Source organism: Klebsiella sp. 64, assembly GCF_018223915.1.
Taxonomy (GTDB): Bacteria; Pseudomonadota; Gammaproteobacteria; order Enterobacterales; family Enterobacteriaceae; genus Klebsiella; species Klebsiella pneumoniae.
The window spans coordinates 95,712-121,858 of record NZ_JAGRQZ010000040.1; the positions used below are offsets into that span (position 1 = coordinate 95,712).

28 protein-coding genes are annotated in these 26,147 nt (G+C 59.3%); 16 read left to right on the forward strand and 12 right to left on the reverse strand.

From position 1 onward, the window contains the following. The 10 genes from KHQ23_RS24095 (at position 1) to KHQ23_RS24140 (ending at position 8,582) form a co-directional block, all read left to right on the forward strand. The gene (locus KHQ23_RS24095; protein ID WP_002886896.1) at positions 1-300 is read left to right on the forward strand and encodes a DUF4312 family protein; all 300 of its coding nucleotides are present in this window, start codon (positions 1-3) and stop codon (positions 298-300) included. A 21-nt stretch (positions 301-321) separates the two neighbouring features. After that, positions 322-1,098, forward strand: coding sequence for a DUF4311 domain-containing protein (locus KHQ23_RS24100; RefSeq protein ID WP_002886897.1), 777 nt, complete (start codon positions 322-324; stop codon positions 1,096-1,098). 13 nt (positions 1,099-1,111) lie between these two features. Next, positions 1,112-1,756, forward strand: coding sequence for a DUF4310 family protein (locus tag KHQ23_RS24105; RefSeq protein ID WP_004152267.1), 645 nt, complete (start codon positions 1,112-1,114; stop codon positions 1,754-1,756). A gap of 105 nt (positions 1,757-1,861) precedes the next feature. Next, positions 1,862-2,995: an amidohydrolase/deacetylase family metallohydrolase gene (locus tag KHQ23_RS24110; RefSeq protein WP_015959308.1), complete on the forward strand. Its 1,134-nt coding sequence runs from the start codon at positions 1,862-1,864 to the stop codon at positions 2,993-2,995. Further along, positions 2,979-4,097, forward strand: a complete 1,119-nt coding sequence (locus KHQ23_RS24115) for a DgaE family pyridoxal phosphate-dependent ammonia lyase (RefSeq protein WP_015959309.1) — start codon at positions 2,979-2,981, stop codon at positions 4,095-4,097. The genes KHQ23_RS24110 and KHQ23_RS24115 overlap by 17 nt, the downstream gene beginning before the upstream one ends. Then, positions 4,094-4,834, forward strand: a complete 741-nt coding sequence (locus KHQ23_RS24120; RefSeq protein ID WP_015959310.1) for a KDGP aldolase family protein — start codon at positions 4,094-4,096, stop codon at positions 4,832-4,834. The genes KHQ23_RS24115 and KHQ23_RS24120 overlap by 4 nt, the downstream gene beginning before the upstream one ends. A 66-nt stretch (positions 4,835-4,900) precedes the next feature. Further along, the gene (locus tag KHQ23_RS24125) at positions 4,901-6,055 is read left to right on the forward strand and encodes a lactonase family protein (protein WP_211776887.1); all 1,155 of its coding nucleotides are present in this window, start codon (positions 4,901-4,903) and stop codon (positions 6,053-6,055) included. A gap of 22 nt (positions 6,056-6,077) precedes the next feature. Beyond that, on the forward strand, positions 6,078-7,988 hold the full coding sequence (locus tag KHQ23_RS24130; protein ID WP_015959311.1) for a transcription antiterminator: 1,911 nt from the start codon (positions 6,078-6,080) through the stop codon (positions 7,986-7,988). 77 nt (positions 7,989-8,065) lie between these two features. Next, positions 8,066-8,308 carry a type II toxin-antitoxin system RelB/DinJ family antitoxin gene (locus KHQ23_RS24135; protein ID WP_002886901.1) on the forward strand — a complete coding sequence of 81 codons (243 nt, stop codon included), beginning with the start codon at positions 8,066-8,068 and terminating at the stop codon, positions 8,306-8,308. Beyond that, positions 8,298-8,582, forward strand: a complete 285-nt coding sequence (locus KHQ23_RS24140; RefSeq protein WP_004178374.1) for a type II toxin-antitoxin system RelE/ParE family toxin — start codon at positions 8,298-8,300, stop codon at positions 8,580-8,582. Before KHQ23_RS24135 ends, KHQ23_RS24140 begins: the two co-directional genes overlap by 11 nt. Positions 8,583-8,585: 3 nt before the next feature. On the opposite strand, the gene nrdG is transcribed toward KHQ23_RS24140, so the two are convergent. The 4 genes from nrdG to KHQ23_RS24160 all read right to left on the reverse strand — a co-directional run bounded on the left by nrdG (position 8,586) and on the right by KHQ23_RS24160 (position 12,793). Further along, a complete protein-coding gene (gene nrdG / locus KHQ23_RS24145) occupies positions 8,586-9,050 on the reverse strand; it encodes an anaerobic ribonucleoside-triphosphate reductase-activating protein (protein WP_004222151.1) in 465 nt (154 codons plus the stop codon). Positions 9,051-9,378: 328 nt separating this feature from the next. Then, on the reverse strand, positions 9,379-11,517 hold the full coding sequence (gene nrdD, locus KHQ23_RS24150) for an anaerobic ribonucleoside-triphosphate reductase (protein ID WP_004186701.1): 2,139 nt from the start codon (positions 11,515-11,517) through the stop codon (positions 9,379-9,381). A gap of 356 nt (positions 11,518-11,873) precedes the next feature. Beyond that, positions 11,874-12,617, reverse strand: a complete 744-nt coding sequence (locus tag KHQ23_RS24155; protein ID WP_002886905.1) for a MurR/RpiR family transcriptional regulator — start codon at positions 12,615-12,617, stop codon at positions 11,874-11,876. 2 nt (positions 12,618-12,619) lie between these two features. Further along, complete coding sequence (locus KHQ23_RS24160) at positions 12,620-12,793, reverse strand: hypothetical protein (protein ID WP_032103426.1); 174 nt, start codon at positions 12,791-12,793, stop codon at positions 12,620-12,622. An 84-nt stretch (positions 12,794-12,877) separates the two neighbouring features. Here KHQ23_RS24160 and KHQ23_RS24165 point away from each other — a divergent pair, with 84 nt between their 5' ends. From KHQ23_RS24165 to celB, 3 genes are all read left to right on the forward strand, one after another. After that, positions 12,878-13,186, forward strand: coding sequence for a PTS sugar transporter subunit IIB (locus KHQ23_RS24165; RefSeq protein ID WP_012737232.1), 309 nt, complete (start codon positions 12,878-12,880; stop codon positions 13,184-13,186). A 90-nt stretch (positions 13,187-13,276) separates the two neighbouring features. Further along, positions 13,277-14,584, forward strand: a complete 1,308-nt coding sequence (locus tag KHQ23_RS24170; protein ID WP_015959312.1) for a 6-phospho-beta-glucosidase — start codon at positions 13,277-13,279, stop codon at positions 14,582-14,584. Positions 14,585-14,610: 26 nt separating this feature from the next. Continuing rightward, on the forward strand, positions 14,611-15,963 hold the full coding sequence (celB, locus tag KHQ23_RS24175; RefSeq protein WP_004177661.1) for a PTS cellobiose transporter subunit IIC: 1,353 nt from the start codon (positions 14,611-14,613) through the stop codon (positions 15,961-15,963). Positions 15,964-16,018: 55 nt separating this feature from the next. On the opposite strand, the gene treC is transcribed toward celB, so the two are convergent. From treC to treR, 3 genes are all read right to left on the reverse strand, one after another. Further along, a complete protein-coding gene (treC, locus tag KHQ23_RS24180; protein ID WP_015959313.1) occupies positions 16,019-17,674 on the reverse strand; it encodes an alpha,alpha-phosphotrehalase in 1,656 nt (551 codons plus the stop codon). A gap of 51 nt (positions 17,675-17,725) precedes the next feature. Then, positions 17,726-19,144, reverse strand: coding sequence for a PTS trehalose transporter subunit IIBC (gene treB / locus KHQ23_RS24185; protein ID WP_004186710.1), 1,419 nt, complete (start codon positions 19,142-19,144; stop codon positions 17,726-17,728). 131 nt (positions 19,145-19,275) lie between these two features. After that, positions 19,276-20,223: a trehalose operon repressor TreR gene (gene treR, locus KHQ23_RS24190; protein WP_015959314.1), complete on the reverse strand. Its 948-nt coding sequence runs from the start codon at positions 20,221-20,223 to the stop codon at positions 19,276-19,278. A gap of 180 nt (positions 20,224-20,403) precedes the next feature. Here treR and mgtL point away from each other — a divergent pair, with 180 nt between their 5' ends. Beyond that, positions 20,404-20,457, forward strand: coding sequence for a mgtA regulatory leader peptide MgtL (gene mgtL / locus KHQ23_RS26650; protein ID WP_219340445.1), 54 nt, complete (start codon positions 20,404-20,406; stop codon positions 20,455-20,457). Positions 20,458-20,602: 145 nt separating this feature from the next. Further along, positions 20,603-23,311, forward strand: a complete 2,709-nt coding sequence (gene mgtA, locus KHQ23_RS24195) for a magnesium-translocating P-type ATPase (RefSeq protein WP_004152273.1) — start codon at positions 20,603-20,605, stop codon at positions 23,309-23,311. A gap of 72 nt (positions 23,312-23,383) precedes the next feature. On the opposite strand, the gene ridA is transcribed toward mgtA, so the two are convergent. The 5 genes from ridA to KHQ23_RS24215 all read right to left on the reverse strand — a co-directional run bounded on the left by ridA (position 23,384) and on the right by KHQ23_RS24215 (position 25,474). Beyond that, positions 23,384-23,770 carry a 2-iminobutanoate/2-iminopropanoate deaminase gene (gene ridA, locus KHQ23_RS24200; RefSeq protein WP_002886926.1) on the reverse strand — a complete coding sequence of 129 codons (387 nt, stop codon included), beginning with the start codon at positions 23,768-23,770 and terminating at the stop codon, positions 23,384-23,386. A gap of 152 nt (positions 23,771-23,922) precedes the next feature. Then, complete coding sequence (gene pyrI, locus KHQ23_RS24205; protein WP_002886927.1) at positions 23,923-24,384, reverse strand: aspartate carbamoyltransferase regulatory subunit; 462 nt, start codon at positions 24,382-24,384, stop codon at positions 23,923-23,925. Between the two features lie 13 nt (positions 24,385-24,397). Next, the gene (pyrB, locus tag KHQ23_RS24210; RefSeq protein WP_002886928.1) at positions 24,398-25,333 is read right to left on the reverse strand and encodes an aspartate carbamoyltransferase; all 936 of its coding nucleotides are present in this window, start codon (positions 25,331-25,333) and stop codon (positions 24,398-24,400) included. Between the two features lie 2 nt (positions 25,334-25,335). Beyond that, a complete protein-coding gene (locus tag KHQ23_RS26655) occupies positions 25,336-25,395 on the reverse strand; it encodes a pyrBI operon leader peptide (RefSeq protein ID WP_227650304.1) in 60 nt (19 codons plus the stop codon). After that, positions 25,370-25,474: a pyrBI operon leader peptide gene (locus tag KHQ23_RS24215; protein WP_002886930.1), complete on the reverse strand. Its 105-nt coding sequence runs from the start codon at positions 25,472-25,474 to the stop codon at positions 25,370-25,372. Before KHQ23_RS24215 ends, KHQ23_RS26655 begins: the two co-directional genes overlap by 26 nt. A 194-nt stretch (positions 25,475-25,668) precedes the next feature. On the opposite strand from KHQ23_RS24215, the gene KHQ23_RS24220 reads away from it, so the two are divergent. Further along, positions 25,669-26,121 carry a YhcH/YjgK/YiaL family protein gene (locus tag KHQ23_RS24220; protein WP_023159555.1) on the forward strand — a complete coding sequence of 151 codons (453 nt, stop codon included), beginning with the start codon at positions 25,669-25,671 and terminating at the stop codon, positions 26,119-26,121. Positions 26,122-26,147: the final 26 nt, after the last annotated feature.

Genomic DNA, 26,147 nt, shown 5'->3' on the forward strand with positions numbered 1-26,147 from the left:
ATGAAAGAGCAATTCACCACCACGGTGAGGGTTGCCGGCAAAGGCGAAAGCAAATCACGGGCCTTCGCCGATGCCCTGAACCATGTGCAGGCTGCGGTGATGAAATCATCCTCGCGCATCCTACTGCGTATTGAGCCACAGGACGTGACGGTTGTTCATGCGCGCGAAGCGGTACGAAAAGAGGCGTTTCTGTTCTTCTTTTTGCGCCGTGAACGACGGACCTACAGCGTGGAGCTGGACGTCACCGTCAACGTGACCGCCATCGATCTCGATAAAGTGGATTTCGTCACGCAAACCTGATTGTTAGCAAAAGGTCTGACTATGTTCCTGATAATTTTAATAAAATCGCTTATCATCGGCGGCCTGGTCGGCGTCGGCGTGGGCGCCGGAGCGGCACGCATGTTTCATGCCCCCACCACGCAGGGGATGGGGGCGTTTCGAACCCTGGGCGAGCTGAATTCCTGTGAGGGCGATCCGGCCTCCCACTTCTCCTTTGGCCTTGGCTTCTTCTTTAACGCCTGGGCCTCTTCCGTTGCAGCAGGCTCCTTCACCCAGGATGTTGACCACCGCATTATCCCCAACTGGGGCGCGGCGGCGCTGATGCTGAAAAATCGTAACGTCGGCGAAACGCTGCACGATCCGAAAAAAATGGCCATCTCCTGCGGCATCATCGGCATGATCGTCGTCGCCTTCCTCAACCTGACCGCCTCGTCCGTACCGGAAGCGCTGCAGGTGACCGCCGTTAAGGTACTGGTGCCGGCGGCAAACCTGCTGGTGAACACCGTGATGCCGGTGATCTTCTGGCTGGCGGCGATCGATGCCGGTAAAAAATCAGGCTTCTGGGCGACGATTTTCGGCGGCGCCGCGCAGCTGATAATGGGTAACGCCGTACCGGGTCTGGTGCTGGGGATCCTGATCGGTAAAGGCGTCGAAGAGAGCGGCTGGAACCGGGTGACTAAAGTGATGATGGTGGCCATCGTCGCGCTGTTTGTCCTCAGCGGCTTCTTCCGCGGCTTCGACATGAAGATGATCGAATCCTTCCATCTGACCGTGCCGAACTGGCTGGACATGATCCACAACTCACTCAGCGGCAAGTAACGGGAGCCGGATAATGGAACAGAATAAAGGTTTTTGGTATGCCGACTGGTCGTTCCCGATCTTTGTTGGCCTGCTCTCCTCCGGCGTCTTCGCCGGGACCCACATGTACTACCTGTACGGCATCGGCGCCTTTAACGAAGTGGCCTTCGTGGCGATGCTGAAGTCGGGGATTGATACCGGCGTTTACGGCGCGGTGGCGGCGTTTGGCGCCAGCTTCCTGTTCGCCCGCATCATCGAAGGGTCGCTGGTAGGGATCCTCGATATCGGCGGCGCGATACAGACCGGTATCGGTCTTGGCGTGCCGGCGCTGCTGCTCGGCGCGGGCTTTGTCTTCCCGGTGGCGAACTTCGCCGCGTCGCTGGTCACCGGCCTGGTCCTCGGCCTGGCGGTGGGCTACATCATCATTCTGGCGCGTAAGTTCACCATCAACCAGAGCGATTCCACCTACGGCGCCGACGTGATGATGGGGGCCGGTAACGCCTCCGGCCGCTTCCTCGGTCCCTTGATCATCCTCAGCGCAATGACCGCCTCGATTCCTATCGGGATTGGCTCGCTGGTTGGCGCACTGCTGTTCTACATCTGGCAGAAACCGATCACCGGCGGCGCCATCCTCGGGGCGATGATCCTCGGTTCCATCTTCCCGGTGGCGATTAGCTAAGCGCCCGATGGCGCTGCGCTTATCGGGCCTACAAGCCAGCGCGGTTTGTAGGCCGGATAAGGCGGTACGCCGCCATCCGTACACTCTTTTCATCAGGAGATAGCTATGTTTGATTTACTCCTGCGCCGCGCGCGCCTCGTCGACGATACCCTGACTGATATCGCCATTCAGGACGGGAAAATCGCGGCGCTGGGCGAGATTAGCGCGCCCTCCCGTAAAACCATTGAGATGAACGGCAAGGCTTACGTCAGCGCTGGCTGGATTGACTCTCACGTTCACTGCTACCCGAATTCACCGATTTATCACGATGAGCCGGATAGCGTCGGCATCGCCACCGGCGTCACCACCGTGATCGATGCCGGCAGCACCGGCGCCGACGACGTCGATGACTTCTATCAACTGACCCGTAAAGCGGCGACGGAAGTTTATGCGCTGCTCAACATCTCCCGCGTCGGGCTGATTGCGCAGAATGAGCTGGCCAATATGGCCAATATCGACGCCGCCGCGGTGAAGCAGGCGGTGCAGCGTCATCCCGACTTTATCGTCGGCCTGAAGGCGCGGATGAGCAGCAGCGTCGTTGGCGAAAACGGCATTACGCCGCTGGCGCGCGCCAAGGCCATTCAGCAGGAAAACGACGATCTGCCGCTGATGGTGCACATCGGCAATAACCCGCCGAACCTCGATGAAATCGCCGATCTGCTGAGCAGCGGCGACATCATTACCCACTGCTATAACGGCAAGCCGAACCGCATTCTGAATCCTGCCGGCGAGCTGCGTAGCTCTATTACTCGCGCTCTGCAGCGCGGCGTGCGTCTCGATGTCGGCCATGGCACCGCCAGCTTCAGCTTTGAGGTGGCGCGGCGGGCGATTGCGCTGGGCATTCTGCCGCACACCATTAGCTCCGATATTTACTGCCGCAACCGGATCGACGGCCCGGTGCGCTCGCTGGCGCTGGTGATGTCGAAATTCCTCGCCATCGGCATGACGCTGCCGCAGGTGATTGACTGCGTGACCGTCAGCGCCGCCGAAGGGCTGCGCCTGTCGCGTAAAGGGCGGCTGGAAGTGGGCTTCGACGCCGATTTAACGCTATTTCGCCTGGAGCACCGGCCCACGCTGCTGGTGGATGCCGAAAAAGAGAGCCTGCAGGCTGACAACATTCTGGTGCCGCTGGCCGCGATCCGCGCGGGCAAAGGCTATCTGACCGAACAAGGGAGCGCGGAACATGCCTTCGATTTTTGAGAAATACCATTTAAAACAGGTGATTAATACTTCTGGCCGCATGACGGCGCTGGGCGTTTCCACACCGCGCCCGGAAGTGGTTGAAGCCGCGATGGCCGGTATGAACCAGTACTTTGAAATGAAAGACCTGGTGAATAAAACCGGCGAGTACATCGCCAAACTGTTGGATGTGGAAGGGGCGACCGTGGTCTCCTGCGCATCGGCGGGGATTGCCCAGTCGGTAGCGGCGGTGCTGGTGAAAGACAGCGACTGGCTGCTGGAGAACCTGCACGTTACGCCGATTGAAAATAACGAAATCGTGTTGCCGAAGGGCCACAACGTCAACTTCGGCGCGCCGGTTGGCACCATGGTGGCGCTGGGCGGCGGTAAGCTGGTGGAAGCGGGCTACGCCAACGAATGTTCTGCCCAACAGCTGGCGGCGGCGATCACTCCGCGCACCGCGGCGATTCTGTACATCAAATCCCACCACTGCGTGCAGAAAAGCATGCTCAACGTGGCGCAGGCCGCGGAAGTGGCGCGCCAGCATAACGTACCGCTGATCGTCGATGCGGCGGCGGAAGAAGATCTGCAGTGCTACTACCGCATGGGCGCCGACCTGGTTATCTACAGCGGCGCGAAAGCGATTGAAGGGCCGACCAGCGGGCTGGTGATCGGCAAAACGCAGTACGTCGAGTGGGTTAAACGCCAGTCGATGGGGATTGGCCGGGCGATGAAAGTGGGTAAAGAGGGCATTCTCGGCCTGACCTGCGCCATTGAACACTACCTGACGGCGAGCAAAGAGAGCGGTCAGCAGATGGTGGCGAAGATGACGCCGTTTATCGAACAGCTCAACACGCTTAACGGCGTGACCGCCCGGGTGGTGTGGGATAGCGCGGGTCGCGATATCGCCCGCGCCGAAATCAAATTTGATGAAGCGACCACCGGTGTGAAGACCGGCGATCTGGTTAACGCGCTGAAGCAGGGCGAATACGCCATCTACTTCCGCGGCTATAAAGCGAATGAAGGCATTATCGAAGCCGATGTCCGCAGCGTAAACGCCCAGCAGCTGGAGGTGGTCGCTCGCCGCATCGCAGAAGTTCTGAATAAGGAGAAACAAGCATGAAACTGACCCCAAACTTTTACCGTGACCGCGTGTGCCTGAACGTCCTGGCGGGCAGCAAAGACAACGCCCGTGAAATTTACGACGCGGCGGAAGGTCACGTCCTGGTCGGCGTGCTCTCCAAAAACTATCCGGACGTCGCCAGCGCGGTGGTCGATATGCGCGACTACGCGAAGCTGATCGATAATGCGCTCTCCGTCGGGCTGGGGGCAGGCGATCCAAACCAGTCGGCGATGGTGAGCGAGATTTCTCGTCAGGTGCAGCCGCAGCACGTCAACCAGGTCTTCACCGGCGTGGCTACCAGCCGCGCGCTGCTCGGGCAGAACGAGACGGTGGTCAACGGCCTGGTCTCTCCCACCGGTACGCCGGGAATGGTTAAGATCTCCACCGGCCCGCTGAGCAGCGGCGCGGCGGATGGCATTGTGCCGCTGGAAACCGCCATCGCGCTGCTGAAAGACATGGGCGGCAGCTCCATCAAATACTTCCCGATGGGCGGCCTGAAGCACCGCGCCGAGTTTGAAGCCGTCGCCAAAGCCTGCGCCGCGCACGATTTCTGGCTCGAGCCGACCGGCGGTATCGATCTGGAAAACTACAGCGAGATCCTGAAAATCGCCCTCGATGCCGGGGTAAGCAAAATCATCCCGCATATTTACAGCTCGATTATCGATAAAGCCAGCGGTAACACCCGCCCGGCCGATGTGCGCCAGCTGCTGGAGATGACCAAACAGTTAGTGAAGTAGTGCCCTTGTCCCTCACCCTCAAAGGGTGAGGGGCAGCTTATCCCACTGAACCATCAAGGAGTTGCTATGCCTGTCGCTCGTCATCTGCTTGTCGCTTCACTGTCCCTGTTTGCCGCCGCCGCGGGCGCCGCGCAAACCCACTATGCCTGGGTAGGCACCTATAACCCCAATGGCGAAGGTCTGTATCGCTTTACCGTCGATGCCAAAACCGGCGCCCTGCGCGAGAAGACGCTGGTGAGCTCGTTGCCGAACGTCGCGCAGTTAACCGTGTCGCGCGATGGCAAAACGCTGTATGCCGCCAGTGAAGTCGAAAAAGGCGTGGTGCAGGCGTGGCGCATTGAAAAGAACGGCGAGCTGACCGCGCTCAACCAGGTCGCCTCCGGCGGCGCCGGGCCGGTGTATCTCTCCCTGACGCCGGACGGTAAGCATCTGCTGGTGGCTAACTATGTCAGCGGCAGTATCGCCGTGCTACCGGTGCAAGAAGATGGTAGCCTGGCTGAGGCGGTGGACAGGCATCAGGATGAAGGCCCGGCAGGCGCCGAACGCCCGGCGGCGGCCGTCGAGGGCAGCTTCGCCATCAGCGATCACAACGGCCCGCATGCCCATATGATCGCCGCCGATCCCAGCGGGAAATACGTTTACTCTACCGATCTGGGGCTGGATCGGATCTATCAGTATCGGCTGGATAGCGCCAGCGGCAAGCTAACGCCGAACGATCCGCCGTTTATCGCCGCCTCGTCGCCGGGAGCCGGCCCGCGCCACTTCGTCTTTACGCCACAGGGCGACGGCCTGTGGCTGATTAATGAGGAAGCCTCGACGCTGACCTTCTATCATCTGGATAAGCAAAGCGGCCTGCTGCGTGAAGGCAAAACTGTCTCCGCGCTGCCGGAAGGGTATAAAGGCACCAGCTTTGCCGCCGGACTTGTGTTGAGCAACGATGGCAAACAGCTATACGTCGCCAACCGCCTGCATAACAGCATTGCCCACTTCACGGTGCTGGCCGACGGCAGCCTGAGTCACCAGGAAGATATCTGGACGCGTGGCGATTATCCCCGCACCCTGACGCTGGATAATCAGGGGCAGTGGCTGTACGTCATGAACCAGCGTAGCGATAATATTACCCGCTTCAGCGTGGCGCCGAAGGATGGCAAATTAACCTTTGCCTCCGACTATACGCCGGTCGGTAGCCCATCGCAGATGGTGATATCCGCCCAACCCTGAGCCGTAATTACAAGGAACTGACATGCGATTTCCCAACCAACGCTTAGCGCAACTCTTCACCCTGCTGCGAAATGAAACGCTGCCGCAGGATGAGCTGGCGCAACGCCTGTCGGTTTCCACCCGTACCGTGCGCGCCGATATTACCGCCCTGAATACGCTGCTGGCGCAATATGGCGCGCAGTTTATCCTTAACCGCGGCAGCGGTTATCAGCTGAAGATAGATAATCCGACGAGTTTCCAGGCGCTGGAGGAGACCGCGCCGAAGGCGCAGCACGTGCCGCGTACCGCCCAGGATCGCATCACGTTTCTGCTGGTGCGTTTCCTGACCTCGGCGTTCTCTATCAAGCTGGAAGATCTGGCGGATGAGTGGTTCGTCAGCCGCGCCACGCTGCAAAATGACATGGTTGAGGTGCGCGAGCGCTTCCAGCGCTATCAGCTGACTCTTGAAACCCGCCCGCGCCACGGTATGAAGCTGTTCGGCAGCGAGGTGTCAATTCGCGCCTGCCTGACCGACCTGCTGTGGGAGCTGACCCAGCAAGGCGATATCGCGCCGCCGATCGGCGCCGAGGCCTTTGCGGCGGAGGTGCCAGCGCTGCTGGAGCCGGTGCTGCAGGAGACGCTCACGCGGCATCATATTCGCCTCACCGACGCCGGCGAGCGCTTTGTCTGCCTGTATGGCGCGGTGGTGGTGCGCCGCGTCAGCGAAGGCTACCCGCTGGCCGATTTCAGCGCTGAAGATGTGGCGCAGAACGTCCGCGACGCCGCGCGCGAGCTGACGGGCGAGCTGCAGCGGCTGGCCGGGAAACCTTTATCGCCCGCCGAAGAAGAGTGGCTATGCGTGCATATCGCGGCCCGTCAGGTGCAGGATGTCGATCCGGAAACTATCAGCGCCGACGATGATGAAGCGCAGGTCAATTACATCCTGCGCTACATCAACAGCCAGTATAATTACAACCTGCTGGACGACGCCCAGCTGCATGCCGATCTGCTGACCCACATTAAAACCATGATCACCCGGGTGCGCTACCAGATCATGATCCCCAATCCGCTGCTGGATAACATCAAACAGCACTACCCGATGGCCTGGGATATGACCCTGGCCGCGGTCTCCAGCTGGGGGAAATATACTCCGTACACCATCAGCGAAAACGAAATCGGCTTTCTGGTACTGCATATCGGCGTTGGGCTGGAGCGCCACTACAACATCGGCTACCAGCGTCAGCCGCAGGTGCTGCTGGTGTGCGATACCAGCAATGCGATGGTACGGATGATCGAGGCGATCCTGCAGCGCAAATATCCGCAGCTGGAGATCGCCGCTACCATCTCCCAGCGCGAGTACGAACAGCGGGACGCGATCGAGGCGGATTTCGTTATCTCAACGGTGCGGATCGGCGAAAAAGACAAGCCGGTGGTGACCATCGCGCCGTTCCCCACCGACTATCAGCTGGATCAAATCGGCAAGCTGGTGCTGGTGGACCGTACCCGTCCGTGGATGCTGAATAAGTACTTCGATGCCGCCCACTTCCGGGTGGTCGATAAGCCGATGGATCAGCAAACGCTGTTCGCCGAGCTGTGCCAGCAGCTGCTGGAGGAAGGCTTTGTCGATGCGGAGTTTCATGCTTCGGTGGTGGAACGTGAAGCGATCGTCAGCACCATGCTGGGGGATGGCATTGCGCTGCCGCACTCCCTGGGGCTGCTGGCGAAAAAGACGGTGGTTTATACCGTTATCGTCCCGCAGGGCATCGCCTGGGGCGACGAAACCGCCCATCTCATTTTCCTGCTCGCTATCAGCAAACGCGAGTATGAAGAGGCGATGGCGATCTACGATATTTTCGTGACTTTCCTGCGCGAGCGCGCCATGAGTCGCCTCGCCGCGACCCGCAGCTTCGATGAGTTTAAAACGGTGGCGATGGAGTGCGTCAGCCGGTTTTGAGAGGCGTTTTCCAGATTCGAGTGTAATTCAAATGTAATGCTATACTGCATTACAAAATTCCCTTTTCTGGAGGCATAATGGCCACGCTCAATGTTCGACTGGACGATAAACTCAAAAAAGAGGCTTATGCCGTGCTGGAGAAACTCGATATGACACCAACGGAGGCGGTACGCCTGCTGTTTCAATACATTGCGGAAAATGGCCGCATGCCGGTGAAAAGTATGACCATCAGTGATGGCGAAGCGGCGTTATTACGCACCGTTCGCGAACGGCTGGAAAACCCACGGCCGGGGGTTAAGGTGAGTCTGGATGACCTATGAACTGGAGTTTGATCCACGAGCCTGGCGCGAATGGCAGAAGCCTGGCGAGACGGTCAAAAAACAGTTCAAAAATAAGCTCCAGCAGATTGTGCAGAATCCGCGAATTGAGTCGACCAGGCTGAGCGATTTACCGGATTGCTACAAAATCAAGCTTAAGGCGTCAGGTTATCGGTTGGTGTATCAAGTACGAGATAGTGTGGTGGTGGTTTACGTTATTGCCATTGGCAAAAGAGAGAAAGCGGCCGTTTATCATCAGGCGAATAAACGGCTCTAAACGCTATCGCAAATGATGTACGACCTGGTTGCTGCTGCCGCGCCAGATAAGCGCCGGATCTTTCAAATCCTGCACAAACTTACCGTCAACCAGCACGTTAATCAGGTTCACGACTTCCATCTGCTCGGCGTTCAGTTCGTCAATCTTATAGCCCGTCCAGACCCAGATATCTTTGCCGGGGCATTCGGCGCGTACGCGCTGAACCAGCTTTAAAATATCCGCGATGTTCTGCGGATGCAGCGGATCGCCGCCGGAGAGCGAAAGCCCCTGGCGTTTGATGCGGGTGTCGTTGAGGTCGGCGATGATACGGTCGGCCATCTCAGCGGTAAACGGCATACCGGAGTTCACCCGCCAGGTGCTTTTGTTGTAGCAGCCGGGGCACTCGTGGACGCAGCCGGAGACAAACAGGGTGCAGCGGGTGCCGGGGCCGTTGACGATGTCGACGGGGTAGTACTGGTGATAATTCATTTTCGCTTCTCAATTAACGCCATAGCCGCGTTGGCTGCGCTCGCTCACCCCGGTCACGTACTGAATGTACGCTCCCGGGGATTCCCTCGTTTGCCGCCTTGCTCTGACGCTAATTGCTTTGCGAAAACGGAGGTGCTGTGCATATGTAAAGGGAACGGCTCCCGGCGTCGCTGCGCTCGCCCGGGCTACGAAAAGCCGCATACGCGGTTGTAGCCCGGATAAGGCGCTTTGCGCCGCGATCCGGGAACGGCTCCTTAGTGGCCAAACGGCTACGGGGCCGGTCCCTTCTCCCCGTTGGGGAGAGGGTGAGGGGCTAAACCAGCTGGAATTAACCAATCTGCCCATTGCCCAGGTGCTTCACGCGGCGCTTCACTTCTTCCTGCTTGCCGGCGTTGAACGGCCGCGCGTCCGGGCTGCCGAGATAACCGCACACCCGGCGGGTAACGGAAACGCGGGCGGCGTCGTGGTTACCGCATTTCGGGCAGGTAAAGCCCTTGCTGGTGCACTCGAACTCGCCGGTAAAACCGCACTCGTAGCACTCATCGATCGGCGTATTGGTCCCGTAGTACGGCACGTGCTGATAGCTGTAATCCCACACGTCTTCCAGCGCCTTGAGGTTATGCTGGATATTCGGGTACTCGCCGTAGCAAATGAACCCCCCATTGGCCAGCGGCGGGTACGGCGCTTCGAAATCGATCTTATCGTACGGGTTGACCTTCTTCTCCACGTCGAGGTGGAAGCTGTTGGTGTAGTAACCTTTGTCGGTTACCCCTTCCACCACGCCAAACTCGGCGGTGTCGAGACGGCAGAAGCGATCGCACAGGTTTTCGCTCGGCGTGCTGTACAGGCTAAAGCCGTAGCCGGTTTCTTCCTTCCACAAATCGACGGCGTCGCGCAGGCGCTGGACGATGGCTACGCCTTTCTCACGCAGCGCCTCGCTGTCGTACATATGCTGGTTGCCGTACAGCGCATTGATGGTTTCATGGATACCGATATAGCCCAGAGAAATGGATGCTCGGCCGTTTTTGAAGATCTCGGAGACGTCGTCGTCGGCTTTCAGCCGCACGCCGCAGGCGCCTTCCATATACAGGATCGGCGCCACGCGAGCCTTCACTCCTTCCAGGCGGGCGATACGGGTCATCAGCGCTTTGCGCGCCAGCTGCAGGCGCTCGTCCAGCAGCGCCCAGAAGGCGGCTTCATCGCCTTTCGCTTCCAGGGCGATGCGCGGCAGGTTGAGACTGATCACGCCGAGGTTATTGCGTCCATCATGCACCTGCTCGCCGTTCTCGTTTTCCCATACCCCGAGGAAGCTGCGGCAGCCCATCGGCGTTTTAAACGACCCGGTGACTTTCACCACCTGATCGTAGTTGAGGATATCCGGGTACATGCGCTTGCTGGCGCACTCCAGCGCCAGCTGTTTGATGTCGTAGTTCGGGTCGCCGAACTTATGGTTCAGGCCGTCGCGGATCGCGAACACCAGTTTCGGGAACACCGCGGTTTTGCGATTTTTACCGAGGCCGGCAATGCGGTTGCGCAGAATCGACTGCTGGATCAGCCGCGATTCCCAGCTGGTGCCAAGGCCGAACCCGAAGGTGACGAACGGCGTCTGGCCGTTGGCGGTATGCAGTGTGTTGACCTCATACTCCAGCGACTGGAAGGCGTCGTAGCACTCTTTTTCGGTACGGGCGCGGGCATAGCCTTCGGCATCCGGGATCTGCCACTCTTCGGCGATTTTGCGATGCTTTTTGAAGCTTTCGCTGACGAACGGCGCCAGCACTTCATCGATGCGGTTGATGGTGGTGCCGCCGTAAATATGGCTGGCGACCTGGGCGATGATCTGCGCCGTCACCGCGGTGGCGGTAGAGATAGACTTCGGCGGCTCGATCTCCGCGTTGCCCATCTTAAAGCCCTGGGTCAGCATGCCTTTCAGGTCGATCAGCATGCAGTTGAACATCGGGAAGAAGGGCGAGTAATCGAGGTCATGATAGTGGATCATGCCGCGTTCGTGAGCCATCACCACATCGTGGGGCAGCAGGTGCTGCCGGGCGTAGTGCTTGGCGACGATCCCGGCCAGCAGGTCGCGCTGGGTCGGGATGACTTTACTGTCCTTGTTGGCGTTTTCGTTGAGCAGCGCGGAGTTGGTCTGCTCGACGAGGCCGCGGATCTCCTGATTGAGACGGCCGCGCTTCTCACGCTGGCTATCGCGGTCATGGCGATACTCAATGTAGGCGCGCGCCAGCTGCTTATAGGGGCCGGACATCAGCTGGTTTTCCACCGCGGTCTGGATCTCGTTGATGTCGACCTGGGCGCGGCCCTGCATTTGTTGGCTAACGACTTCTGCGACGGTGGCGCAATAGTCTGCGTCATCGACTCCCGCTGCTTTAGCTGCACGCAGAATTGCTTCCTGAATGCGCTCTGAGTTGAACGGCACTTTACAGCCATCACGTTTCATCACATGCGGTGTCATGATCACTCCATATATAGAACAGGTTATCCACAGAGGCGGAGGTTATCCCGAAGGCGCTGCACGCTACGGCTCGTGCTGTTTACCTTCGGATCCGGCCCGTTTTATCCACATCTCATCACCGCCAGACATCGACAAGATATGGTGACATAATAGACGATTAATACAATATGTTGGGCCGAGGCGCATTTTAAGTTCTATATGTAGTGATTTGCATCAAAGATGTTTGCGATTTTATTGACCCAGAACAAGGTAAAAAGGTGAGAGTACGGATGATGGGCGCTGGCGATAAATGTAAATTTAGGCGCTTAAAATATAATCAAAAATCGAGCCCGTTCAGGCATGAAACGGGCAAATATTCAGGCAATCAACGTATCGTTAAGCAGATCGACCAGCAGTAGCAGGGCATAGCGAGCCTGCTGCGGGTCAGCGGGCAGCGGCAGGATGGCGCTGGCCATATCGCCAAGGGCGTGCTGTTCCGGCGTCAGAGCAATAATGGTCACTCCCTGCGTACGCGCCTGCAAAGTGGCGCTTTGCAACACAGGGTTGGCCTCGGCAGTGGCCAGCACCAGCAGCAGATGATCGTCATTGAGGGTGCTGGCGGTCAGCCGCATCAGCGCCGCATCCTGGCAGAGATTAATCGCGATGCCGGAGGGCAGTAGCTGATGCTGGAGCAGCGCGGCCAGCGTCACGTCCTGGGCGCCAAGGGCGAAGCAGTGTACCGCACGGGCGCTCAGCAGGCGCGATTTACACTTTTCCACCGCCGCTTCCGCGGTATGGCCGAGCTGACGAGTTAGGGTAACGCCAAGGCTGCTAAGTTTGTCGCGCCAGGCGACGGGCAGGGCGGCGCTGTCCGGCGTAAGCCAGCTGGCGCGCCGTTCGCTGGCCTGCGCCAGCTGTTTACGCAGATCACGAATATCATCGCAGCCCACCGAGCGGGCGAAGCGGGTAATGGTGGCAGGGCTGACCCCCGCGCTGGCTGCCAGCTCGTCAATAGAGGCGCTGGCGGTAAAGCTTAGATTTTGTAGAATAAAGGTGGCGACGCGCGACTCCTGGGCACTAAAGCGGCGCATTCCTTCCTGCAGCTGACCTACGATATCCATCCTCATGTTCCCTTTGGCAAAACCCGTATTTGAAAATATTTTTCAATTATCGACTGTCTCTCTTTATAGCACTCACGCCGCATATTTCCTATGGTCAGAGCAGTAAAGGGTGACACCCTGGCGATAAAAATGCGCAAAAATTGAGCCTCGATCACATCGGTGAAAATTATTTTCATATAGCCTTCACTATCACACAATATTAACAATATAGTCGTCCAGGCCCTGAGGGCTGAAGCGATAACACGTAAAGGGGAAGCGCAATGCCACGAATCGTACTCTGTTGTGCCGCAGGCATGTCGACCAGCATGCTGGTGAACAAAATGAAAGCAGAAGCCCAGCAGCGTGCGCTGGCGCTGGAAATCTATGCGGTGGCGGTGGCGGAATTTGAACGCGAACTGCCGAACGCCGACGTCATCCTGCTCGGGCCGCAGGTTAAATATGAAGCCGGACGGCTAACCGCGCTGGCCGCGCCCCAGGGCAAGGCGGTGGCGGTGATCGATATGGCTGACTACGGCATGATGCGCGGCGCTGCGGTGTTGGATAAAGCGCTAGCCCTGCTCGAACACTAATTTTCTCATCCCGTTTTTCATCATCATCACGTGCGGTCCTGGCGATCGCGCGCGGCGCTCTGTATGCCGAAAATCCGAAAAGAGGACACTATGCAAGCACTGAAAATTGCCGTTATCGGCGGCGGCAGCAGCTACACGCCGGAGCTTATTGAAGGGATTATCGTTCGTTACGAGCAGCTTCCGGTTACAGAGCTGGCGCTGGTAGATGTCGAATCCGGCCGGGAAAAGGTGGAGATCATCGCCGCGCTGACCCGGCGGATGCTGAAACATAAAGGGCTGGAGCAGGTGGCGGTCAGCGTCCACTTTACGCTCGATGAGGCCATCCGCGGCGCCAGCTTTGTGCTGACCCAACTGCGGGTCGGACAGCTGGCGGCGCGCGCCGCCGATGAGCGGCTGGGTCTCAAGTACCACCTGCTGGGCCAGGAGACCACCGGCGTCGGCGGTTTTGCCAAGGCGCTGCGGACGATCCCGGTGATCCTTGAGGTGGCGCGCAAAGTGGAACAGCTGGCGCCGGAAGCGTTCATTCTCAACTTTACTAATCCGGCGGGGATCGTCACCGAGGCGGTCAGCCGCTACAGCAAGGCGAAGATCATCGGCCTGTGCAACGTGCCGATCAACATGCAGCACATGATCGTCGGGATGCTGGGCGCCCAGGAGTCCGAAGTAAAACTGCGCTTTGCCGGGCTCAACCATATGGTTTGGGTGCATAAGGTGCTACAGGGGCGCGAGGATGTCACCGGCAAGGTGATCGACATGCTGTGCGACGGTAAGGCGCTGTCGATGAACAACATTAAAGAGCTGCCGTGGCCGGCGGAATTCCTGCGCGCGCTGAAGGCGATTCCGTGCCCCTATCATCGCTATTTTTGGCTGACGCCGGCGATGCTGGCGGAAGAGATCGCCGCGGCGAAAACCAAGGGCACCCGCGCCGAACAGGTGATGAAAGTCGAGCAGGAGCTGTTTGCGCTGTACGCCGACCCGCAGCTGGAAGAAAAACCGGAGCAACTGAGCTTTCGCGGCGGCGCCTACTACTCGGAGGTGGCCGTCGAGCTTATCAACGCGATCTACAACAACCTGGGCGCGGAGATGGTGGTGAATACCCGCAACAACGGCGCGATTCATGGCCTGGATGATGATGCGGTGGTGGAAACCAACAGCATTATTGATGCGCAAGGGGCGCGGCCGCTGGCGTTCGGCCCGCTGCCGCCGGCGATGAACGGCCTGACCCAGCAGGTGAAAGCCTTCGAGCGGTTGACGATTGAAGCCGCGGTACACGGCTGTCGCGAAAGCGCACTGCTGGCGCTGGTGACCAACCCGCTGGTCGGTAACGTCACCGATACCCAGGCGCTGCTGGATGAAGTATTAACCATCAACCGTCAATGGCTGACGCAATTTAACTGACCGCTATTTCCCCTCGGGAGCACACCATGTCGAATACAAGCTGGATTGAACGTTACGTCATGCCGGCGGCGCTGAGAATCGCCGGGCAAAAGCACGTCCTGTCGGTGCGCGACGGCATCATTCTCAATATGCCGTTTATGTTGATTGGCTCATTCTTCCTGATTTTCGCCTACCTGCCGATCCCCGGCTATGCCGACATGATGAGCGGCCTGTTTGGCGAGGTCTGGCGCGATAAAATGCTGTACCCGGTGAAAGCGACCTACGACATTATGGCGCTGATTTCCAGCTTCGGCATCGCCTACCGGCTGGCGGAGAAGTATCGCACTCTCGATCCGCTGAGCGCTGGGGCGATGTCGCTGGTGGCCTTCATGATGACGATCCCGCAGAACACGCTGTTTACGCCGGTACACGGCGCGGCGGAGGTGATTAAAGGGGTGATCCCGGTGAGCATGGTCGGCAGCCAGGGGCTGTTTGTCGCCATTGTCATTTCGCTGCTGTCGACGGAGATTTATCGTTTGGTCGCCAGCCGCAATCTCGTTATCCGCATGCCGGACGGCGTGCCGCCGGCAGTGGCGAAATCATTCCTTGCCCTGATCCCCGGCTTCTGCGTGCTGGCGGTGGTGCTGGCGCTGCGCCTGGCGGTCGAGGCCTCGCCGTTCGGCGATATCAACAGTATGATCGCCACCCTGATTGGTATTCCGATGCACCACGTCGGCGGTACGCTGCCGGGCATGATTATTTCAGTCATTTTGATTGGTATTTTGTGGACCCTGGGCCTGCACGGCGACGCGATCGTACTGGTGTTTATCCAGCCGGTATGGCTGTCGAATATGTCCGAGAACCTGACGGCCTTCCAGAACGGTCAGCCGATCCCGCATATCATTACTCAGCAGTTTTACGATCTGTGGATTGCCCCCGGGGGTACCGGCGCGCTGCTGGGGCTGGTGATTTTTATGTTGCTGCGTAGCCGTAGCCAGCAGATGAAGCAGCTGGGGAAAATTGCCGCGCCCGGGGCATTGTTTAACATCAGCGAGCCGATGGTGTTTGGCATCCCGCTGGTGATGAACCCGTACTTTTTCCTGCCGTTTATTTTAACGCCGGTGCTGCTGGTGATCGTGTCCTATACCGCGATGGCGACCGGGCTGGTGGCGCCGCCCGCCGGAATCGCGCTGCCGTTCACCACGCCGATCTTCATCAGCGGCTATCTGGCGACCGGAGGGCATATCTCCGGCACGGTGCTGCAGGTGGTGAATTTAGCGATTTCGCTGGTGGTCTACTATCCGTTCTTCCGCGCCTGGGATCGGCTAAAGGCAAAAGAAGAGCACGCCTCGGCGCAACCACAAGCGAGCGCTGCGATTGCTGATGCCGACCGCGCATAACTTCCAGCCTGACGAATCGTAGCCCCGGTGAGCGTTGCGCCACCGGGGAAAAGCGTTATCCCTGCAGCCACCATATCGCTTCGAACGGCCGCAGCGTCAGCCCGGTCGGGCGCGGGGTGGTCTCGGCATAGTTGCTGATGATCATCTTCCACTCGCCCGGGGCCTCAGCGGGCTGCCAGGCCTGCAGCTCGCGGCTCAGGTTAGCGGCGACTACCAGCGTTTGCCCCTGCCACTGACGACGATAGCACCACAGCGACGGATGCTCCGGCAGCAGATCCTCGTAATCGCCCCAGGTCAGTAGCGGCAGGGTTTTACGCAGCGTAATCAGCTGCTGATAGGCATAAAACACCGAATCGGGGTCCGCCAGCGCCGCCTCGACGTTGATCTCCTGGTAATTATCGCCAAGGCCGATCCACGGCTCACCGTCGCTGAAGCCACCGTTCTCGCCGGCGTGCCACGGCATCGGCGTGCGGCTGTTGTCGCGCGACTTGCTGGCGAGGATCGCCAGCAGTTCGTCCGGGCTTTGCCCCTGCGCCGCACGTTCGATAAACATATTATGGCTTTCGACGTCACGGTAATCGCTGATGCTGCTGAAGTGCGGATTGGTCATGCCGATCTCTTCGCCCTGGTAGATATAGGGCGTGCCCTGCATGCCGTGCAGCACCATCGCCAGCATCTTCGCCGCCGTCACCCGGTACTCGCCTTCGTCGCCAAAGCGCGACACGATGCGCGGCTGATCGTGGTTACACCAGAACAGCGCGTTCCACGCCCGATTGTGCATTCCCCGCTGCCAGTGGCGGAACAGCGCCTTCAGCGCCACATAGTCCGGGCGGGCGAGGGTCCATTTCTCTCCGCCGGGATAATCGACTTTTAAATGGTGGAAGTTAAAGGTCATCGACAGCTCGCGGCCGTCCAGCGCGGCGTACTGCTGGCAGTGCTCCAGCGAGGTGGAGGACATCTCGCCGACGGTCATCAGGTTACGCGGGGTGAAGACATCGCGGCTCATCTCCTGCAGGAACTCATGCACCCGCGGGCCGTCGGTATAGAAGCGGCGGCCATCTCCGTCCAGATCGCAGGGAAAGGTCTGGTCTTTTGAGATCAGGTTGACCACGTCGAGGCGCAGACCGTCGACGCCGCGGTCAGCCCAGAATTCGCAGACCTTTTTCAGCTCGGCGCGCACCGCCGGATTCTCCCAGTTGAGATCCGCCTGCTCAATGGCGAACAGGTGCAGATAATACTGCCCGCTGTCGGCGTGCCACTGCCAGGCGTTACCGCCAAATTTGGAGCGCCAGTTGTTCGGCAGGGCGTCCGGTTCGCCATCGCGCCAGATATAGAACTGGCGGTAGGGACTCTCCTTATTCAGCGACTGACGGAACCATTCATGTTCGGTCGACGTGTGGTTCAGCACCATATCCAGCACGATGCGGATGCCGCGGGCCTTCGCCTCCGTCACCAGGGCGTCAAAGTCGGCCATCGTGCCGTAGGAGGGGTCGATGGCGGTGTAGTTCGCCACGTCGTAGCCGTTATCTATCTGCGGTGAGACGTAGAACGGCGTCAGCCAGATGGCGTCGACCCCAAGCTTTTGCAGATAGTCGAGGCGGGCGGTGACGCCGCGCAGGTCGCCGGTACCGCTGCCGGTGGTATCCTGAAAACTCTTCGGATAGATTTGATAAATAACGCCGTTTTGCCACCAGTGGGGGAGATGATTCATAGTACTTTCCTGCTGCAACGAGGGGCGCCAAAGGCGCCCCGAAAGAAGAAGTTAGACAATCTGCAAGGTGCCCTGACGGTACTTGCGCTGATACACCACGCTGGTGAGGATAATCGGCACCACCACCGCGATAGCCATCGCCATGGCGTACACCTGCCAGTAGGTAGGCTGGATGGAGAGGATCCCCGGCAGGCCGCCGACGCCGATGCCGTTCGCCAGCACGCCGTTCAGGCCGCACAGCAGGCCGGCGAGGCCAGAGCCAATCATTGCGCACAGCATCGGGAAGCGGTATTTCAGGTTGATACCGTACATCGCTGGCTCGGTGACCCCGAGATAGGCGGAGATCGCCGCCGGTACCGAGATTTCACGTTCATTCTGCTTGCGGCTGGCGATGATGATGCCGACCACCGCCGACGCCTGGGCAATATTCGACAGCGCAATCAGCGGCCACACCGGGGTACCGCCCATGCTCTGGATCATCTGCATATCGATAGCGAGGGTGGTCTGGTGGACACCGGTAATCACCAGCGGCGCGTAGAGGAAGCCGAACAGCGCGGCGCCGATCGGCGCGAAGCTGCCGGTTAACAGATGGCGTACCGCGAAGGCCACGCCGTCGCCGATCAGGCGGCCGAACGGACCGATAATGGCGTGCGCGAGGAACACCGCGAGGATCAGCGAGCAGACCGGGACAATCACCAGGTAGAGGTAGTCAGGCACAATGCGCTTGAGGCGCGTCTCGATAAAGCCTAAGGCCAGGCCAGCCAGCAGGGCCGGGATCACCTGCGCCTGGTAGCCGACTTTGGCAATGGTAAACAGGCCGAAGTTCCACACCTCCGGCACCTGCTGGCCGAGGAGATAGGCGTTCATCAGCTGCGGGGAGACGAGGGTGACGCCAAGGACGATCCCGAGGATCGGCGTGCCGCCCATCTTCTTCACCGCTGACCAGCAGATCCCCACCGGCAGATAGAAGAAGATCGCCTCGCCAATCAGCCACAGGAAGTCATAGATGGTTTTCAGCGACGGGTGCATCTGGGCCAGCGTCTGGCCATTGCTCATGGGCAGGTCGCCGATAACGTTGCGGAAACCGAGGATCAGACCGCCGCTGATCAGGGCCGGCAGCAGGGGAAAGAAGATCTCGGCGAAGTGCGAGATTAACTGTTCATGCCACTTCATATTTTGCCGCGCGGCCTGCTTGACCTGCTCTTTGTCGGCGGAGGTCTGGCCGGTGGTCGCCAGCAGGGCCTTGTAGTAATCGCCCACCTCGGTGCCGATGACCACCTGGAACTGGCCGGCGTTAGTGAAGCATCCCTTCACCATGCGCAGCTGCTCAATCTCTTTTGGTCTGGCGATGGCCGGGTCGTTCAGCACAAAGCGCAAACGGGTAATACAGTGGCTGACGGTGGCGATGTTACCGCGCCCGCCCACCAGTTCGATCAGTTTATCGATGTCCTGCTGGTTTACTTTGCTCATGATGAAGCCTCAAAAACAGAGGGGGAGAGATGCCGTTTTTACCTTGAGGGCATCCTAACCGTTCCGCTTAATTTGCAAAATGGGAACGTTCCCGAAACCCGGCGACGATCACATAAATCGCCCGAGCGAGATTAATTGAGGGCGGCGGGAATCACGATCTGGCGGGGATCGACGCTGCCGGCGATCTGCTCGATCAACTGCCGGGCGGCCCGGCGTCCGGACTCGGCATAGCCCGGATCGACGGTCAAGATTTCCGGGTGGAGAAACTTCATCAGCGGCGTGCTGCCGACGCTGGCGAGCTGCAGCGCATCGCGACCCTGCTGCTGGAGGTACTTGCTGGCGCCGAGGGCGAGGGTATCCGTCGCGCAGACCAGGGCGCTGGTTTCAGCCGTCAGCACGCTGGCGACGGTGTCATATCCCTGCTTCATGCCCAGCCCCGGCAGGGCGGCGGTGGGCGTCAGACGATGCTTTTTACAGAAGGCGAGGTAGGCCAGATGGCGGCGTTCGCCGGTGGTGACGTCGCTGTGCGGTACGCCAAGAAAACTGATGTGGCGGTGTCCGCGATCGTAGAGCCGCTGCATCAGCAGCGTGATGGCCCCCTCGTCGTCATAGCACACCGAGGCGAAGCCGGGAGCGTCGCGGGCCATCAGCACCAGGGTGTCGCGCCAGGGGGCGAGCATCGCTTCGTCGATGCCGGTAAAACCGAACAGTACCACGCCGTCAATATTGCGCCGGGCGAGCATGCCGAGATGCTCCACCACCAACGCCGGGGAGAACTGGCTCTCCATCATAATCGGATCGTAACCCTGCTCATAAAAGGCGGGCAGCATGGTCTGCACGGCAAGGTTTTCCGACAGCGAATCGAGACGGGTGACGATAATCGCCACCACTTTATCGCTCTGGCCGCGCATGGCGCGGGCGGAACGGGAGGGCGAGAAACCGTGCTGCTGCATCACCGCTTCGACGCGCTCGCGGGTCCGTTCGCTGACCCCGCTCTCGTTGTTAAGGACGCGGGATACCGTCGATTTCCCTACGCCGCTTAAGCGCGCGATATCTTTGATGGTCAGCCGGTTCTGCATGCGGAATTCTCGTCAGGGATGGTAGAAGTGAGCCTAATGCTACTCAACCAAACCGCAATGAGCAAAGTCTGGTTTACGTTCGGTTTAGTTGCGCGGGTTTATCATCGCCATTATTGCCACACAATCCTCAGCGAGGGCGCTATAATTCGCGCCGTTTATATTCACTTACCGGAGATAGTTATGGACCCCGATCCCACTCCTCATCCTCGATGGAGCAACCTTTCTTTCCGGTAAGCCTGTTTAACACTGCTTTACCGGAAAGCGTAAAGCAGTGACGTCCTTGATGTCCCTGCCATAAAAATAACATGCCTGACAGGTAGGTTTTGCTACGCCCGTCGGCAACGCTGCGTTCGCTTTGGCGAGCGCGGAGGGACTGTTTATGCTGAAAAATTATACCCGGCAGCTGTTCGCGCAGCTTAGCCGCCATCTGCCACGTCGTTTAGTCCAGCGCGATCCGCTGCCGGACGCCCGCCATCTGGCGAGTGGCCCCATTCCTGAATCGCTTGGTCAGCATTGCCTGAACGTGGCGGCGATGGACGACCAGGAGATCTGGCGCGCCTTTGACAGCCACCCTGAAGGGCTCAATGAAGGCGAAGTGGCGGCGAAAATCCTCAAACATGGTGACAACCAGATCCCGGCGCAGAAGCCCTCCCCGTGGTGGGTGCATCTGTGGACCTGCTATCGCAACCCGTTCAACCTGCTGCTGACCGTGCTCGGCATCGTCTCCTATTCCACCGAGGATCTGTTCGCCGCCGGGGTTATCGCCCTGATGGTGGGGATCTCGACATTGCTCAATTTCATCCAGGAGGCGCGCTCGACCAAAGCAGCGGATGCGCTGAAGGCGATGGTGAGCAACACCGCCACCGTGCTGCGGGTGGTGAACGAGCAGGGGGAGAGCCGCTGGCTGGAGCTGCCTATCGACCAGCTGGTGCCGGGCGACATTATCCGGTTGTCGGCGGGGGATATGATCCCGGCGGACCTGCGTATCCTGCAGGCACGGGATTTATTCGTCGCCCAGGCCTCGCTGACCGGCGAATCGCTGCCGGTGGAGAAAGTGGCCCGCAGCCGCGATCCGCTGCAGCAAAACCCGCTGGAGTGTGACACCCTGTGCTTTATGGGCACCAACGTGGTGAGCGGCTCGGCGCAGGCCATCGTCTTCGCCACCGGCGGCCGCACCTGGTTTGGGCAGCTGGCCGGCCGCGTCAGTGAACAGGAGAGCGAGCCGAACGCCTTTCAGAAAGGCATCAGCCGGGTCAGCATGCTGCTGATCCGCTTTATGCTGGTGATGGCCCCGGTGGTGCTGCTGATCAATGGCTACACCAAAGGCGACTGGTGGGAGGCGGCGCTATTCGCGCTGTCGGTGGCGGTCGGCTTGACGCCGGAGATGCTGCCGATGATCGTCACTTCGACGCTGGCGCGCGGGGCGGTGAAGCTGTCGAAGCAAAAGGTCATCGTAAAGCACCTCGACGCCATTCAGAATTTCGGCGCGATGGACATCCTCTGCACTGATAAAACCGGCACCCTGACCCAGGATAAGATTGTGCTGGAGAACCATACCGACGTCTCCGGCAAGGTCTGCGAGCGGGTACTGCATGCCGCCTGGCTCAACAGCCACTACCAGACCGGCCTGAAAAACCTGCTCGACACCGCGGTGCTGGAGGGCGTTGAGCTGGATGCCGCCCGCGGGCTGGCGGAACGCTGGCAGAAGGTAGATGAGATCCCCTTCGACTTCGAACGCCGCCGCATGTCGGTGGTGGTGAAGGAGGATGACGCCGCGCATCAGCTGATCTGTAAAGGGGCGCTGCAGGAGATCCTCAACGTCTCGACCCAGGTGCGCTACAACGGCGATATCGTACCGCTGGACGACACCATGCTGCGCCGTATTCGCCGGGTGACCGATACCCTCAACCGGCAGGGGCTACGGGTGGTGGCGGTGGCGACTAAATACCTGCCGGCCCGCGAAGGCGACTACCAGCGCGCCGATGAGTCGGACCTGATCCTTGAAGGCTACATCGCCTTCCTCGATCCGCCGAAAGAGACCACCGCCCCGGCGCTGAAGGCGCTGAAGGCCAGCGGCATCACGGTGAAGATCCTCACCGGCGACAGCGAGCTGGTGGCGGCGAAGGTGTGCCATGAAGTGGGACTGGATGCTGGCGAAGTGGTGATTGGCAGCCAGATCGAAGCCATGAGCGACGACGAACTGGCGGCGCTGGCCAAACGCACCACGCTGTTCGCCCGCCTGGCGCCGCTGCATAAAGAGCGTATCGTGACGCTGCTCAAGCGTGAAGGTCACGTGGTGGGCTTTATGGGCGACGGCATCAACGACGCCCCGGCGCTGCGCGCGGCGGATATCGGCATCTCGGTCGACGGCGCGGTGGATATCGCCCGCGAGGCGGCGGATATCATTCTGCTGGAGAAGAGCCTGATGGTACTGGAGGAGGGGGTAATCGAAGGCCGCCGCACCTTCGCCAACATGCTCAAGTACATCAAAATGACCGCCAGCTCCAACTTCGGCAACGTTTTCAGCGTGCTGGTGGCCAGCGCCTTCCTGCCGTTTCTGCCGATGCTGCCGCTGCACCTGTTGATTCAGAACCTGCTGTACGATGTCTCCCAGGTGGCGATCCCGTTTGATAACGTCGATGATGAGCAGATCCGCAAGCCGCAGCGCTGGAACCCGGCCGATCTCGGGCGCTTTATGGTCTTCTTTGGACCGATCAGCTCGATTTTCGATATCCTCACCTTCGGCCTGATGTGGTGGGTGTTCCACGCCAATACCGTGGAGATGCAGACCCTGTTCCAGTCCGGCTGGTTTATCGAAGGGCTGCTGTCGCAAACGCTGATTGTGCACATGATCCGCACCCGGCGCATTCCGTTCGTTCAGAGCCGGGCCGCCTGGCCGCTGTTCGCCATGACCCTGGTGGTGATGGCGGTGGGTATCGCGCTGCCGTTCTCGCCGCTGGCTAGCTACCTGCAGCTGCAGGCCCTGCCGCTGAGCTACTTCCCATGGCTGGTGGCGATCCTGGCGGGCTATATGGTGCTGACCCAGGCCGTGAAGGGCTTCTACAGCCGCCGCTACGGCTGGCAGTGAGGGACGCGTTTTCGGATGAACCACGTAAAAAAGGCAGCCACTGGCTGCCTTTTTTCATGCCGACGAGAGCGATCAGCGACGCACGGCGATGGCTTCGATCTCGATCTTCACGTCTTTCGGCAGACGTGCGACTTCAACGCAGGAGCGCGCCGGGAAGGTGGCGTTATGCTCGGTGAAGAACGCTTCGTAAGTGGCGTTAACGGTAGCGAAATCGTTGAGGTCTTTGACGAATACGGTGGTCTTGACGATATCGCCGACGGTGAGGCCTGCGGCTTCAACGATCGCTTTCACGTTGTTCAGCGACTGGCGCGCCTGCGCGGACACGTCTTCCGGGACGCTGCCGGTTTTCGGGTCGACCGGGATCTGGCCAGAGGTGATGATCATGCTGCCGAGGTCAACGCCCTGAACGTAGGGGCCAATCGCCGCTGGTGCATTTTCCGTCGCAATAGTTTTGCTCATGTTATCTCCAGATGAACTGAGTAATGTTACGCAAAATCATTCAGGTTGCCGCCAGGCGGTAAGCGCTGTATCGCCGGCGCAGACGCCGCCTGAAGGACGAAGCGTAGGGTGGTAGCCATTATAGGGAGGCCTACCACCAATACCAACCGCATTTAGTTGGCCAGCACCACATAATGAGAAAACTCTTTTTCGCAGTATTTGCATTTGAGTGCGATGTCATCAGCGCGTTTTTTCACTGCAAAACTGGAAGAAACCGGTTCGGCGTGGCTGATACAGTTGCTGTTCGGGCAGACCAGCACGCTGTCGATACGATCCGGCAGGCTCGGGCGGGATTTGCCCACCACTTCGTAATCATCAATGCGGTTTACCGTCGCCTGCGGGGCGTACAGCGACAGCTGGTTAACCTGCTCGTCGGTCAGGAAGGTGTTCTCGATTTTAATCAAATCCTTGCGGCCCATCTCGCCGGAGGGCAGGTTCAGGCCGATGGTGATGCGCTGGTCGGTTTCGGTCAGTTTGAACAGGGTGAGCAGCTTAAAGCCGACCTGCGCCGGGATATGGTCAATCACGGTGCCGCGTTTGATCGCTTCTACCTGCAGTTTATTGTCGTGTGTCATCTCTCATTCCCCCTTACAGTGCCAGCTCGCTATTCAGTACCAGTGCCAGTAACGCCTGGCGGGCGAAGATGCCGTTACCGGCCTGCTGGAAGTACCAGGCGTGCGGTGTTTTATCGACATCGGTGGTGATTTCATCAATGCGCGGCAGCGGGTGCAGCACCTTCATATTGGCGCGCGCCCCTTCGAGGTCGGCGGCGCGCAGGACGAACTGCGCTTTGACGTTGGCGTATTCCGACGGATCCAGACGCTCTTTCTGCACGCGGGTCATGTACAGAATATCCACTTCCGCCATCACGTCGTCGATGGCGCTATGCAGGCTCCAGGCGATGCCTTTTTCATCGAGCATATCGAGGATGTACTGCGGCATGGCCAGCGCGTCCGGGGCGATGAAGTAGAAGCGGTTGCCGTTGAATTTGGCCAGCGCCTGGGTCAGGGAGTGGACGGTACGGCCATACTTCAGATCGCCGACCATCGCCACGTTGAGGTTTTCGAGGCGGCCCTGGGTCTCCTGAATGGTGAACAGGTCGAGCAGGGTTTGGGTCGGGTGCTGGTTAGCGCCGTCGCCGGCGTTCAGTACCGGCACGCCGCCGGAGAATTCGGTCGCCAGGCGCGCGGCGCCCTCCTGCGGATGACGCATCACGATGGCGTCGACGTAGGTGCTGATGACGGAGATGGTATCCGCCAGCGTTTCCCCTTTTTTGCCCAGTGAGGTGTTGGCGCTGTCGGAAAAGCCGACCACGCTGGCGCCCAGGCGGTGCATCGAGGTTTCAAAAGAGAGGCGGGTGCGGGTCGAGGCTTCAAAGAAACAGCTGGCGATAACCTTATGCTTCAGCAGCTCGGGTTGTGGATTGGCTTTCAGCTTTGCCGCCGTCGCCAGCACCAGTTCGAGGTCTTCGCGGCTGAGATCGTTTATGGAAATGATATGTTTTTGATATAGCGGGTTAGCCATGCTTATCTCCTGACGCCTGGGCAAAAAAAAAGCCCCTTAAATAAGGGGCTTCGGGAATCCAATGAGCAACGGAAAGAAAAACGGCAGGCCAGCGTCTGCATTGAGACGCGCTAAGACAGAATGTCGTACGCAATTGGCCATGCTTCCTCCCGGCAAAACGACTGGCATTATACGCAGACCGTTATGACGATCAAGCGATTCATTCACAAACAGGTAATCGTTTGCCTGTCGAAAAGTGCGCCAGCGCAAAGAAGCGTGAAACTGTACTGGTATGGCAGCCGCGATGGGGGTATAACACGATAAAATGAAATGCTGTTTTATATTTGAGGTAAGCAATGATTATTGGCAATATCCACCATCTGCAGCCATGGCTGCCTGCCGGGCTGCGCGAGGCTATCGAACACGTTATCGCTCAGGTCAGCGAGGCGACGCCGCTGGGTAAACACGCTATCGACGGCGACAACCTGTTTTATCTGATTTCTGAAGACACCACCGAGCCGCAGGCCGCGCGCCGCGCGGAATACCATGCTCGCTATCTCGATATCCAGATTGTGCTCCGCGGCAGCGAGGGGATGACCTTCAGCACCTTGCCGCCAGGAGAGCCGCAGACCGACTGGCTGGCGGAGAAAGACATCGCTTTTCTTGCCGAAGGCCAGCAGGAGAAAACGGTGATCCTTAACGAAGGGGACTTTGTGGTGTTTTATCCCGGCGAAGTGCATAAACCGCTGTGCGCCGTTGGCGCCCCGGCGAAGGTGCGCAAAGCGGTGGTGAAGATGCTGATGGCGTAAAATGGCGAACCGAATCCCGGATGAAC

Coding starts and splice junctions, on each gene's coding strand:
- pyrB (WP_002886928.1), bottom strand. CDS start 25,333: ATGGCTAACCCGCTATATCAAAAACATATCATTTCCATAAACGATCTC.
- KHQ23_RS24140 (WP_004178374.1), top strand. CDS start 8,298: ATGACCTATGAACTGGAGTTTGATCCACGAGCCTGGCGCGAATGGCAG.
- KHQ23_RS24130 (WP_015959311.1), top strand. CDS start 6,078: ATGCGATTTCCCAACCAACGCTTAGCGCAACTCTTCACCCTGCTGCGA.
- KHQ23_RS24105 (WP_004152267.1), top strand. CDS start 1,112: ATGGAACAGAATAAAGGTTTTTGGTATGCCGACTGGTCGTTCCCGATC.
- treC (WP_015959313.1), bottom strand. CDS start 17,674: ATGAATCATCTCCCCCACTGGTGGCAAAACGGCGTTATTTATCAAATC.
- KHQ23_RS24155 (WP_002886905.1), bottom strand. CDS start 12,617: ATGGATATCGTAGGTCAGCTGCAGGAAGGAATGCGCCGCTTTAGTGCC.
- KHQ23_RS24120 (WP_015959310.1), top strand. CDS start 4,094: ATGAAACTGACCCCAAACTTTTACCGTGACCGCGTGTGCCTGAACGTC.
- mgtA (WP_004152273.1), top strand. CDS start 20,603: ATGCTGAAAAATTATACCCGGCAGCTGTTCGCGCAGCTTAGCCGCCAT.
- KHQ23_RS24170 (WP_015959312.1), top strand. CDS start 13,277: ATGCAAGCACTGAAAATTGCCGTTATCGGCGGCGGCAGCAGCTACACG.
- celB (WP_004177661.1), top strand. CDS start 14,611: ATGTCGAATACAAGCTGGATTGAACGTTACGTCATGCCGGCGGCGCTG.
- pyrI (WP_002886927.1), bottom strand. CDS start 24,384: ATGACACACGACAATAAACTGCAGGTAGAAGCGATCAAACGCGGCACC.
- KHQ23_RS24220 (WP_023159555.1), top strand. CDS start 25,669: ATGATTATTGGCAATATCCACCATCTGCAGCCATGGCTGCCTGCCGGG.
- KHQ23_RS24110 (WP_015959308.1), top strand. CDS start 1,862: ATGTTTGATTTACTCCTGCGCCGCGCGCGCCTCGTCGACGATACCCTG.
- KHQ23_RS24125 (WP_211776887.1), top strand. CDS start 4,901: ATGCCTGTCGCTCGTCATCTGCTTGTCGCTTCACTGTCCCTGTTTGCC.
- KHQ23_RS24115 (WP_015959309.1), top strand. CDS start 2,979: ATGCCTTCGATTTTTGAGAAATACCATTTAAAACAGGTGATTAATACT.
- treR (WP_015959314.1), bottom strand. CDS start 20,223: ATGCAGAACCGGCTGACCATCAAAGATATCGCGCGCTTAAGCGGCGTA.
- KHQ23_RS24215 (WP_002886930.1), bottom strand. CDS start 25,474: ATGGCCAATTGCGTACGACATTCTGTCTTAGCGCGTCTCAATGCAGAC.
- KHQ23_RS24160 (WP_032103426.1), bottom strand. CDS start 12,793: ATGAAAATAATTTTCACCGATGTGATCGAGGCTCAATTTTTGCGCATT.
- nrdD (WP_004186701.1), bottom strand. CDS start 11,517: ATGACACCGCATGTGATGAAACGTGATGGCTGTAAAGTGCCGTTCAAC.
- treB (WP_004186710.1), bottom strand. CDS start 19,144: ATGAGCAAAGTAAACCAGCAGGACATCGATAAACTGATCGAACTGGTG.
- KHQ23_RS24095 (WP_002886896.1), top strand. CDS start 1: ATGAAAGAGCAATTCACCACCACGGTGAGGGTTGCCGGCAAAGGCGAA.
- KHQ23_RS24135 (WP_002886901.1), top strand. CDS start 8,066: ATGGCCACGCTCAATGTTCGACTGGACGATAAACTCAAAAAAGAGGCT.
- nrdG (WP_004222151.1), bottom strand. CDS start 9,050: ATGAATTATCACCAGTACTACCCCGTCGACATCGTCAACGGCCCCGGC.
- KHQ23_RS24100 (WP_002886897.1), top strand. CDS start 322: ATGTTCCTGATAATTTTAATAAAATCGCTTATCATCGGCGGCCTGGTC.
- ridA (WP_002886926.1), bottom strand. CDS start 23,770: ATGAGCAAAACTATTGCGACGGAAAATGCACCAGCGGCGATTGGCCCC.
- KHQ23_RS24165 (WP_012737232.1), top strand. CDS start 12,878: ATGCCACGAATCGTACTCTGTTGTGCCGCAGGCATGTCGACCAGCATG.